11 protein-coding genes and 1 rRNA gene are annotated in these 10,712 nt (G+C 46.3%); 11 read left to right on the top strand and 1 reads right to left on the bottom strand.

The features are described from left to right. Positions 1–101: 101 nt before the first annotated feature. Entirely contained in the window at positions 102–782 is a 681-nt protein-coding gene (locus T525_RS15290) for a DNA alkylation repair protein (protein ID WP_198022702.1), read from the top strand. A 60-nt stretch (positions 783–842) separates the two neighbouring features. Here the strand turns inward: T525_RS15290 and T525_RS0112940 are convergent, their stop codons facing one another. After that, positions 843–1,454 (bottom strand): hypothetical protein, encoded by a 612-nt coding sequence (locus T525_RS0112940; protein WP_027407520.1) that lies wholly within the window; start codon positions 1,452–1,454, stop codon positions 843–845. A gap of 236 nt (positions 1,455–1,690) precedes the next feature. Here T525_RS0112940 and T525_RS0112935 point away from each other — a divergent pair, with 236 nt between their 5' ends. From T525_RS0112935 to T525_RS0112890, 10 genes are all read left to right on the top strand, one after another. After that, positions 1,691–2,326, top strand: coding sequence for a precorrin-8X methylmutase (locus T525_RS0112935; protein WP_027407519.1), 636 nt, complete (start codon positions 1,691–1,693; stop codon positions 2,324–2,326). Between the two features lie 22 nt (positions 2,327–2,348). Further along, positions 2,349–3,728, top strand: coding sequence for a cobyrinate a,c-diamide synthase (locus T525_RS0112930; protein ID WP_027407518.1), 1,380 nt, complete (start codon positions 2,349–2,351; stop codon positions 3,726–3,728). 9 nt (positions 3,729–3,737) lie between these two features. After that, the gene (gene cobU, locus T525_RS0112925; protein WP_027407517.1) at positions 3,738–4,295 is read left to right on the top strand and encodes a bifunctional adenosylcobinamide kinase/adenosylcobinamide-phosphate guanylyltransferase; all 558 of its coding nucleotides are present in this window, start codon (positions 3,738–3,740) and stop codon (positions 4,293–4,295) included. 36 nt (positions 4,296–4,331) lie between these two features. After that, positions 4,332–5,861, top strand: coding sequence for a cobyric acid synthase (locus tag T525_RS0112920; RefSeq protein ID WP_027407516.1), 1,530 nt, complete (start codon positions 4,332–4,334; stop codon positions 5,859–5,861). Further along, complete coding sequence (gene cbiB, locus T525_RS0112915; protein WP_027407515.1) at positions 5,861–6,820, top strand: adenosylcobinamide-phosphate synthase CbiB; 960 nt, start codon at positions 5,861–5,863, stop codon at positions 6,818–6,820. The genes T525_RS0112920 and cbiB overlap by 1 nt, the downstream gene beginning before the upstream one ends. Further along, positions 6,821–7,579 (top strand): adenosylcobinamide-GDP ribazoletransferase, encoded by a 759-nt coding sequence (gene cobS, locus T525_RS0112910; RefSeq protein WP_027407514.1) that lies wholly within the window; start codon positions 6,821–6,823, stop codon positions 7,577–7,579. Between the two features lie 15 nt (positions 7,580–7,594). Next, on the top strand, positions 7,595–8,458 hold the full coding sequence (locus T525_RS0112905; protein WP_027407513.1) for a hypothetical protein: 864 nt from the start codon (positions 7,595–7,597) through the stop codon (positions 8,456–8,458). Positions 8,459–8,482: 24 nt separating this feature from the next. Continuing rightward, entirely contained in the window at positions 8,483–9,559 is a 1,077-nt protein-coding gene (gene cobD / locus T525_RS0112900) for a threonine-phosphate decarboxylase CobD (protein ID WP_027407512.1), read from the top strand. A 12-nt stretch (positions 9,560–9,571) separates the two neighbouring features. Then, entirely contained in the window at positions 9,572–10,222 is a 651-nt protein-coding gene (gene cobC, locus T525_RS0112895; RefSeq protein ID WP_027407511.1) for an alpha-ribazole phosphatase, read from the top strand. Positions 10,223–10,570: 348 nt separating this feature from the next. Then, a 16S ribosomal RNA gene (locus T525_RS0112890) occupies positions 10,571–10,712 on the top strand; the annotation flags it as partial.

The following is a 10,712-nucleotide window of genomic DNA, read 5'->3' as shown; positions in this document are numbered from 1 at the left end:
GACGTCTAGAACCTCATGATAATTTCTACTATTGTAGATTGTCACCTGGAACAGTTACTAAAGCCTCATGCAAATTCCAACTGTCGTAAATGGAGCACATAATGAACATTCAAGAAAAGCTATTTTCCTTACAAGATCTGAAATATCGGGATTTTCATGCCAAGCTGGTGCCGGGGATTGATAAGGATAGGATTATTGGGGTGCGGGTGCCGGACCTCAGAAAGCTGGCCAAGGAAATACCATTGGAGGATGCCAAGGCCTTTATGGGGGAGCTGCCCCATAAATACATTGAGGAAAATAATCTGCATGGCTTTATTATTTCCAATATGAAGGATTTTGAAGCGGTTATCCGGGAATTGGAGGCGTTTTTGCCACATGTGGACAATTGGGGCACCTGTGACCTTATTTCCCCCAAAATCTTTAAAAAGCACTTGGACGAGCTGCTGCCCTATATAGATAAATGGCTTCAGAGTCAGGAAACATATACCATTCGCTTTGGGATTGAGATGCTGATGAGCTTCTATTTGGATGCTGATTTTAAGTCGGAATATCTGGAGAAGGTGGCAAAAATCCGTTCCGAGGAGTATTACGTGCGCATGATGGTGGCCTGGTATTTTGCCACGGCATTGGCCAAGCAGTATGATGCTTCCATTGGCTATATTGAGCAGTATCGGCTGGAGGACTGGACCCACCGCAAAACCATTCAAAAGGCTGTGGAAAGCCGACGTCTGACACCGGAGCAGAAAAATTATCTGAAAACCTTTTCCATAACGAATAAGTAGTGCATTTTAAAAGCCTATCCCAGTATTTGGGATAGGCTTTCAGTATTGCTTGGATGTGTATTATTCAGTGATTTCCCAGGCCTTGGAGTAAAGGTCCTCAGCAAATTTTTCCATATCTGTAGGCATCCAGACCTTCTTTTCCTTGTTGTACTTGCACTTTGCAGTAATTTCAGCAGTGCCACTCTTTGGGGCACTCTGCAGACGGTTTACGAAAATATCAGTCAAAGCCTCCTGAAGAGCTGCCTTGGAACCAACAGCACCCTGGAGCTTCTTGCTTTCTTCAGCATTTGGTTCAGTCACCAGCACATCGCTGTTAAATTTGTCGAAGGTAATTTTTACATCTGCTTCGTCGTCCTTTTCAGAAACGATGGTGGAGGATTTTACTTCAATCTGGGCAAGCTTTGCAATCATTTCCTTGCCGATTTTTGTGGCCTGCTCCTTGGTGAGCAGATCCCCGGAGCTGCGCTGGAAGGAAGGAACAAAGGAATTCAGGAAGTCCTCTTCTACGTTAATGGAATCGTCATACTTGCTTAAAACCTTTGAGTCCAGCTGCAGCATGGCAGTGGCCAGATTTTTGATGCCCACATCTGCCTTTTCACGGCTCAGAGAGCAGGCGGTGCAAAGCAGACATACTACTACGAACAATGATACCAATAATAAGTTCTTTTTCATAAAAATCTCCTTTTATTGAAAAATATTAATTGTAAGGCTGATACCTTGACAACCTAATATATTATATCACAATGAATGTGAATATCATCTGGCTGTAAGTCCCAATGTGAAATCTTTTATAATAGTTGCCCTACTTGGCCTGTCGGCTTTTGTAATATACGGCTTATATGGTATAATCTAAGCAGTTGTAATAATAACCGAAAAGAATATGTGCGCTGTTTGATGGAGGTTTTGGAATGGATTTTATCAAGAAACCTATGGAAATAGAAAATAAGAGTATGGAAATCATTGCACCTCATCTGGAGGGGCTGAATCTCAATGAGGAGGAGACCAAGGTTTATTCCCGTATGATTCACGCCGCAGGGGATGTGGAGTATGCCCCTATCATCAAACTGCATCCCGATGCCATTGCTGCAGGGAAGGAAGCCATAAAAAATGGCTGCAACATATACACTGATGTGGAAATGGTCCGCACCGGCATCAATAAGCGGAAGCTGGCCACCTTTGGCGGTGAGGTGTTCTGTCGCGTGGCGGATCCTGAGATTGCCAAGGAGGCTAAGGAAAAGGGCATTACCCGTTCCATGGCAGCCATGCAGAGCTTTGGCAAGGATCTGGAGGGGGCCATTATTGCAGTGGGCAATGCTCCTACGGCTCTTTTTGAGGTGCTGCGCATGGTGGAGGAAGAAAATCTGCGTCCTGCCCTGATTGTGGGTATCCCAGTGGGCTTCGTGGGGGCGGCGGATTCCAAGGAGGCCCTTGCCAAGAATACTCTGGTGCCTTATGTGACTGTAGAGGGTACAAAGGGAGGCAGCCCAATTGCCGCATCTGTAATTAATGCCATTATGTATATTATTGATAATGAGCGTGTGTAAGAAAGTTTAAGGGGCGTTATAAATGGAATGCCTTATTCCAAGAGTTGTGATTGCAGCCACCAAGAGCGGGTCTGGAAAGACTACCATCGTCACGGGGCTTTTGGCGGCTTTGAGACAGAAGGGTGTGAAGGTCCAGCCATACAAGGTGGGGCCTGACTATATTGATCCGGGATACCATAAGCTGGCCAGCGGCCAGTCCTCCCACAATCTGGATTCATGGCTTATGCCCATGGATACAATGGTGGAGGTTTTTGCCCAGTCTGCCTCCAAGGCGGAGATGGCAATTATCGAGGGGGTTATGGGCCTTTACGACGGAGGCAGCAAGGGTATCAGCTCCACAGCGGAAATCGCAAAGAGTCTGAATGCACCTGTTGTATTGGTGCTGGACTGCAAATCAATGGGGGCTTCGGCGGCAGCTCTGGCATTGGGCTTCAAGATGTATGACAAGGATGTGAAGCTGGCGGGGGTTATTTTAAATCGTCTGGGCTCCGACAACCATGAGAGGATAATCCGTGAGGCCTTTGATGAGCTGGGTATTCCCGTGGTTGGTGCAGTTCGCCGGGATGACAGCCTGGTTATGCCGGAGCGTCATTTGGGCCTTCTGCCCGTGGAGGAAAATCAGGAGCAGGAGATTATTAACCGCATGGGGGCGGCCATGGCTTCCCAGATTGATGTGGATGAGATTATCCGTATCGGAAACAACGCCGGCACCATGAAGCTGATGGAAAGCCCTGGTGATGAGGGGAAAAAGAAGAGGGTCCGCGTAGGTGTAGCCAGAGATGAGGCCTTTTCCTTTTATTATCCGGAGAGTATTCGGGTGCTGGAGGAAAAAGGGGCGGAGATTGTTGAGTTCAGTCCCCTTAATGACAAGGAGCTGCCAGTGGTTGACGGCCTGATTTTTGGCGGCGGTTTTCCGGAGATGTTTGCTGACAAGCTCAGTTCCAACAGAAGTATTATAAATAGTGTAAAGAATGCTGCCCATGATGGCATGCCTATATATGCCGAGTGCGGCGGATTTATGTTTTTGAGCAGGGCCATGGAGGATTTTGAGGGCAGGGTATTCCCAATGTGTGATATTCTTCCATGCCGTGTGAAGATGAACAGCAGGCTCCAGATGGTGGGCTACGTTTCCGCAGAGCTTCAGACAGATGGTATTTTGGGCAAAAAGGGCCACGTGATAAAGGGCCACGAATTTCATTTTTCCACTGAGGACGGAGAGGAAGATGGCGGGGAGGCCAGGCGTGCTTTTGAATTTACCCGTTCAAGAAATGGTGACAGATATTTGGGGGGCTACAGCAAGGGCAATGTGCTGGGCTCTTATCTGCACATGCATTTTGCGGGCTATCCTCAGGCGGCAGACAGCTTTATTGAGAAATGCTTTGAGTTTAGGGAGAAGAAATAAGGTATAAAGATGGGGAAGATTATTTTGGTTACCGGCGGAGCCAGAAGCGGCAAAAGCTCCTTTGCGGAGCGTTACGTGGCAAAGTACGGAAATAAGATTGGCTATATAGCTACCTCCAAGATTTGTGACGAGGAAATGGAATACAGGGTAAAACTGCACCGTGAGCGCCGTCCGGCTGAATGGGAAACCTTTGAGTCACCCTACAGTGCCCACGAGGTTATCCGGGAACAGGGCAAAGCCTATGATATGTTTTTGTTTGACTGCATGACTATATATGTCAGCAATATTTTAAGCACTGTGAAGGATATAGATGATTTTGACAGCAATTATGAGATAGTTACCAAGAAGCTTAAACAGCTGACGAGGGCTATTTTGGAATCTGATACCACTGTGGTTATAGTTACCAATGAAGTAGGATCGGGAATCGTGCCAAATAACCGATTGGCCAGAGAATACAGGGATTTGGCGGGTCTTGCCAATCAGATGCTGGCTGAGGTGGCGGAAAAGGTTTTTCTGGTGGTGTCGGGAATTCCGGTGGATATAAAGAAAATTGCCGAGAATATTTAAAGTGTACAGTACAGTATTTTGTACAAGGGGAAAGAAATGGCAAAGAAGATTATGTGCATGGGAACCTCATCTCATGTGGGAAAAAGTATATTGACCACGGCACTTTGCCGTATTTTTTATAGACAGGGCAAGCGGGTGGTGCCTTTCAAGGCTCAGAATATGGCCCTGAATTCCTACGTGACCCGTGATGGTGATGAAATGGGTCGTGCCCAGGTGGCCCAGGCTGAGGCCGCTGGAATGGAGCCAATGGTGGATATGAATCCTGTGCTTCTGAAGCCTACGGGCAATTCATGCTCCCAGGTGGTTATTATGGGAAAGCCGGTGGGCAATATGTCCGCCAAGGAATATCATCAGGGGTATTCCCTAAAGGCCTTTGAGGCAGTAAAGGAGGCTTTGGGCCGTCTTGACAGGGATTATGACACCATCGTCATCGAGGGGGCTGGCAGTCCCGCAGAGGTAAATCTGAAGGCAAATGATATTGTAAATATGCGGGTGGCCAAGTATCTGAATGCTCCCGTTCTTTTGATTGCCGATATTGACAGAGGGGGAGCACTGGCTTCCCTGGTAGGTACCCTGGAGCTTCTTGACGAGGATGAAAGGGAGCTGGTGAAGGGCCTTGTTATCAATAAGTTCCGTGGTGATGTAAGCCTTCTTACCCCTGCTCTGGAGTTTTTGGAGGAAAAGACGGGCAAACCGGTTCTGGGTGTGGTGCCTCATATTGAGAGGATGGGAATTGATGACGAGGATTCTGTTTCCCTTCAGGATAAGCAGGCGGTACCTACTGATGGGGATATCAAGATAGCTGTTATTCAGACACCAAAGATTTCTAATTTTACGGATTTTGATGCACTGTCCAATGAAGGGGATGTGTCCCTGTACTACGTTCAGGATGCCGCAGATTTTGGCAGCCCTGATATTGTAATGCTTCCGGGCAGCAAGAATACCACCGAGGATATGCTGTATCTGGACAAATCCGGTATTGGCAGGCTCATTAAGGAGCACGCTGAAAAGGGGAAGGCTGTAATCGGCATTTGTGGCGGCTATCAGATGCTGGGGGAAAGGATTATGGACCCTCATCATACCGAGTCGGATAATGATGAAGTAAATGGACTTGGCCTTCTGGGTATGACCACCCTTTTTGCGGAGAAGAAGCTCACCTCCCAGGTGAAGGCAGACTGTAATGGTCTTGGCTTTATGAATCAGAGTATCAGTGCAAGGGATTTGGCAGGCTATGAAATTCACATGGGACAGACGGATTTTACAAAGGATTCCGACAGCCATCCATTTGTGATTAAGGAACGGAGCCGCAAGGAATGCAGCAGTACCGAGGGAACTGCCTGTGCCCGGGGCAACGTTTTTGGCACCTATATTCATGGGGTGTTCGACAATGATGAATTTAGGAGAAGTGTTTTAAATGCTGTTCGTATTGCCAAGGGGCTGGAGCCACTGGAAAATACCAGAAATGTTATGGCGGAAAAGCAGCAGAGCTACGAGCGCCTGGCTGATATAGTGGAGCAGCATCTGGATATGGATAAACTGATGGAAATAATGGGTGAGAAGAATTAATGATAACGGCAATATTGGCATTCTTTATTGATGCGGTGGTGGGGGATCCAAGAAGTAAGCTGCATCCTGTGGTGCTTATAGGAAACCTTATTGCGGGCATTGAGGGTATGCTCTACGGCAAGGAAGACAGCAATAACAAGAAGCTCATACTGGGAGGATTTCTGGTTGTTTTGGTTTTGCTATTCACCTTTGCTGTAGTAAATGGTATAATGAATTTAGTTGAAAGATTAGATAATATATACGTTGTAACCCTTATAGAAGCTTTTTTTCTTAGCTTTACAATTTCACCCAAAAGCCTGGCGGCAGCCGGCAAGGAGCTTTATGACTATCTGGTGGCTGATGATTTGGACAATGCCAGATACAAGGTGGGCTGGATTGTGGGCCGGGATACAGAGGAGCTGACCCCGGGAGAGGTGTCAAGAGCCACCATTGAGACTATAGCGGAAAATACGGTAGATGGCATTATTGCCCCGCTTTTTTATTATGCTATAGGCGGCGTGACTCTGGCTTTCCTGTACAGGGCAGTTAATACCATGGATTCCATGGTGGGTTACAAAAATGACAGATATATTTATTTTGGACGGGTTGCAGCCAGGGCGGATGATGTTTTGGGCTATATTCCCGCCAGAATTACGGGGCTTTTGTTTGTGGTTGCGGCTTTTATATTGGGCTATGACGGGAAAAAGGCCTGGAAAATTCTCAGGAGGGACGCCTCCAAGCACCCAAGTCCCAATGGGGGCTGGGCTGAAGCCACTGTGGCAGGTGCCCTTCACATACGTCTGGGGGGCTTTAATTCCTATTTTGGCAAGGTTCATTTTCGGGAATACATGGGAGACCCAGAGGAAGAGATTGGATTTGAGCATATTATGAAGACAATTCGTCTGATGTATACGGATACGATTTTGTTTTTGATAATATGTCATGTAGTTTTCGTGATTTGTAGTATGGGAGTGCTGTAAATGCAGGCATTTCTTATAGGACTGCAGTTTTTGACCCGTATATGTGTTGTTAAGCAGACGGTTTGGACGGAGGAAGATTTCGGCAAAAGCGTTCGTTACTTTCCCTTGATTGGGGCAGTATTGGGATGTATATATGCTGGCGTTGCATGGCTGATATTCTGGCTGTTGCCAAGTTATGGCTTTTTCTTTCCCCACCATTTGGGCAATGTTCTGCTGGTAGCACTGCCTGTTATCCTTACTGGAGGCATTCATTGTGATGGCTTTATGGACACGGTGGATGGCATTTTTTCGGGCAGGGACAGGGAACGTATGCTGGAGATTATGAAGGACAGTTGCACTGGGGCCTTTGGAGTAGTGGCCTTTGTGCTTTTAATGATGTTCCAGTATGGGGCAGTATCTGATGTGCTGATAGAGGATTTGCCGGCGGCACTGTTCGTAATGCCAATTATATCCAGAATGATGATGGTTTTTACCATTTCTGTTTATCCTTATGCCAGAAAAGAAGGAATGGGAAAGGCCTTCAGCGAATATACCAATAAGAAAACCTTAGGGGTGGTTTTCTTGTATGGTCTGGCACTGGTTCTCCCCTGGGGAATCAATGCCCTCGTTGCAGTATTGGTATCACTTTTATTTACAACGTGTTTTTGCAATTATGTGACTAAAAAAATAGGGGGAGTCACCGGTGACGTTTATGGTGCAGTATGCACCCTGTGCGAGTTGCTTGTTATGATTGCATTTACATGTAAAATACCTTTTTAAGAGGGGGAGATATATATGTTATTAGAAGTATTAGTACCTGGATCCTGTGGTGAAATTGCACAGGGTTGGAGAGATGGACAGCCATTTTTGGTTACTTGTCCAATAGGTCTATATTCTAGAGCATTAGTAACAGAAAGAACCTCTGCGAAGACTGGTTTGGGCAAAAAAGCCCGTGCAGCGCTGAAAAATACGGTGGGGTATATGGGATTTACTGATTTTCCGCTTGGTTTGGCTTTGGAGTCACAGCTTCCTACTGGTAAGGGAATGGCAGCCAGTACCGCAGATATTGTGGCAGTTATTCAGGCTGTGGCCACTGCCATTGACGACGAGCTGGCACCAGAAGAGGTGGCGGAGCTGGCCGCAGGGATTGAGCCAACGGATGGCATATTCTATCCGGGGGTTGTCCAGATGGACTATATGACCGGCAAGCTGATTGAAAGCTATGAGCCGGTGCCTAAGATGATAATTGCCATGTTTGATACTGGCGGAACAATCAATACTGTTGAGTTCCACTCTGATTATACGGATAATCAGGGTAATACTGACAGCCCGGCAGAGCTGCTGGAGGCAGTGGATTCCCTGAAAAAGGATTTTTCCCCGGAGAATATCGCCAGAGTAGCCACTATGAGTGCCCGTGCCAATCAGAAGATTGTGGAAAAACCACAGCTGGAGGAGATTATCGAATTTGCCCAGAGCCAGGGAGCTCTTGGTGTAAATGTGGCTCACAGCGGCACAATGCTGGGAATCCTTTTTAAGCCGGATGAATCCATGCGGAAGGTATTGGATATTGCAAAGGCTGTGGAGGAGAAGTTCCCGCACATGGAATATTTTGAAACCGAACGTCTGATTCCGGGTGGCTGGATTATCAGACAGAGATAATTTTGTAAGGGTGTTTTTTCAAGCATGAAGCCTTTTGAACATGGTGGTAATGTGTATAGCGCTGGGGTTCACAATACTGAGGTTGTGGACTTCAGCGCTAATATTAATCCACTGGGACTATCAGATAGTATAAAAAAATCAATAATGGATAACATGGAGAGCCTGGTTCACTACCCTGATCCTACAGGGACTTTGCTGAAGCAGGCTATTTCTGTGCATTATGGTATTAATGAGGAAAGTGTCATTTTGGGAAACGGTGCCGTGGAGCTAATGTATATTTACTTTCACTGCCGTACCCCCAAAAAAGTGCTTATTCCCGTGCCTTCCTTCAGCGAATATGAAAGGGCGGCAATGGCCGCCAGATGTCGGATTGAAAGGCTCTATATGGATAAAAAGCAATATTTCGCTCTGGACAAGTCCCGTTTAATGGAGCTTTTGCCCGAGGTGGATGCTGTTGTATTGGGGAACCCCAATAATCCCACCGGTGAGTTGCTTACCAGAGACTGGCTGGAAAAAATAGTGGAAGGGGCAGCCCGTGTAAATACTGATGTTTTGGTGGATGAGTCCTTTTTGGATTTCTTGTCCAGTGATAATGATTATACTGTGATGGACCTGACGGAAAGCTATCCTAACCTTCTGGTGCTCCGTTCCATGACCAAGTTCTTTGCCATACCAGGCCTGCGCCTGGGCTTTGGGGTGACCAACGGTGCTCTTATGGACAAAATGGAGCCGGGGAGGGACCCGTGGAATGTCAACCTTCTGGCCCAAATGGCGGGAGTGGCCGCATTAAAGGATAAAACCTATCAGATGGATTCCAGACAGATAATATCAGGCTGTATAGATTATTTGTACAGTACGCTGTCATCTATAGAAGGGTTGAGGGTATATAAGCCATCAGTCAATTTTATTTTGGCCAGCGTTGAGGGAACCGGCATGACCAGCGGTGAATTCGTTAAAGCCATGGGCACAAGGGGGATTCTTGTAAGGGATTGTTGCAATTACCCGGGTATGGACAATTATCACGTACGTTTTGCTGTTCGTCTTATGGAAGAAAACAAAAAACTAGTGGAGACAATCAGACAGGTTTTGGCGGAAAGGTAAGAAGGTGATTATGTGACAAAGCTGATTTTGGTCCGTCATGGACAGACGGTGTGGAACAAGCTGGGGAAATATCAGGGGCAGGCTGATATAGAGCTCAGTGAAGTGGGGAAGGAACAAGCGGCTCTTTTGGCCCGAAACTTTCCTATAGAAAAGGTTGATGCCATATATTCCAGCCCACTGGTTCGTGCAAGGGAAACTGCTGAGGCCCTTGGCACAGCTTTAAATATTCCAGTGGAAACATGTGAGGAGTTTTGTGAGATCAGCTTTGGCAAATGGGAAGGGCTTACCTATGACGAGATTCATGCCCAGTGGCCAAAGGAGCATGATCTGCTTTTCACCAGACCTGATCTGTTAACATGTCCCGATGGGGAAGGATTTACCCAGGTTCAGGAAAGAGCAACCGCGAAAATGGAAAAAATCATAAGGGAAAATCCGGATAAGACATTGGTTATTGTGGCCCATGGTGGTGTAATAAGAACATTATTGTGTCATGCCCTGGGGATGCCGTTGAAAAATATGTGGCATATACGTCAGGATAATACGGCGGTGAATTTGGTGGCAGTATACAATGAAGGCCTTATGGTGGAGCTGATGAATTCCACAGTACACCTTTCCGGCAGCAATTTGAAAACAAATTTAAATAATTGGGTAAAAAAGAGTTGACAACATTGATGAAAGATAGTATTATTATCGATGTTGTCGCCGCTAGTCACTATATGATAGTGAAGGGGATAGCAAAAAATAAAATATCAAAAAGTGCTTGACATTAAAGCATCTTCGCGATATTATATAGAAGCTGACTCACTGAGCAGGAGCTTGTGAGAAAGCAAGGTGTTCTTTGAAAACTAAACAATGCAACAGGAATCATGCACACATGATTCAAGCCAGATGATGGAGCAGCTATTTAATATAGTTGCTAACATACATAATAGTTTGTGCAAAACTATGAAATTCCTTTATTAAAAGGTAATTCTAGAAACTTTAAGAGCCATTCAGGTTCTTCAAAATAATTTTTTGGAGAGTTTGATCCTGGCTCAGGACGAACGCTGGCGGCGTGCTTAACACATGCAAGTCGAACGGGGCGAAGAGAAGCTTGCTTTTCCTAGCCTAGTGGCAAACGGGTGAGTAACGCGTAGGCAACCTGCCCTTCAGA

Origin of the sequence: Anaerovibrio sp. RM50, assembly GCF_000622005.1 — a bacterium.
Taxonomy (GTDB): Bacteria; Bacillota; Negativicutes; order Selenomonadales; family Selenomonadaceae; genus Anaerovibrio.
The sequence above is the reverse complement of the archived record's forward strand: the minus strand, read 5'-3'. Positions and strand labels throughout refer to the sequence as shown.

Excerpts from the sequence above, each read along its gene's own strand:
- cobU (WP_027407517.1), top strand. The coding sequence starts at position 3,738 with ATGGGGAAGATTATTTTGGTTACCGGCGGAGCCAGAAGCGGCAAAAGC.
- T525_RS0112930 (WP_027407518.1), top strand. The coding sequence starts at position 2,349 with ATGGAATGCCTTATTCCAAGAGTTGTGATTGCAGCCACCAAGAGCGGG.
- T525_RS0112935 (WP_027407519.1), top strand. The coding sequence starts at position 1,691 with ATGGATTTTATCAAGAAACCTATGGAAATAGAAAATAAGAGTATGGAA.
- T525_RS0112905 (WP_027407513.1), top strand. The coding sequence starts at position 7,595 with ATGTTATTAGAAGTATTAGTACCTGGATCCTGTGGTGAAATTGCACAG.
- cbiB (WP_027407515.1), top strand. The coding sequence starts at position 5,861 with ATGATAACGGCAATATTGGCATTCTTTATTGATGCGGTGGTGGGGGAT.
- cobD (WP_027407512.1), top strand. The coding sequence starts at position 8,483 with ATGAAGCCTTTTGAACATGGTGGTAATGTGTATAGCGCTGGGGTTCAC.
- T525_RS0112940 (WP_027407520.1), bottom strand. The coding sequence starts at position 1,454 with ATGAAAAAGAACTTATTATTGGTATCATTGTTCGTAGTAGTATGTCTG.
- T525_RS0112920 (WP_027407516.1), top strand. The coding sequence starts at position 4,332 with ATGGCAAAGAAGATTATGTGCATGGGAACCTCATCTCATGTGGGAAAA.
- cobS (WP_027407514.1), top strand. The coding sequence starts at position 6,821 with ATGCAGGCATTTCTTATAGGACTGCAGTTTTTGACCCGTATATGTGTT.
- T525_RS15290 (WP_198022702.1), top strand. The coding sequence starts at position 102 with ATGAACATTCAAGAAAAGCTATTTTCCTTACAAGATCTGAAATATCGG.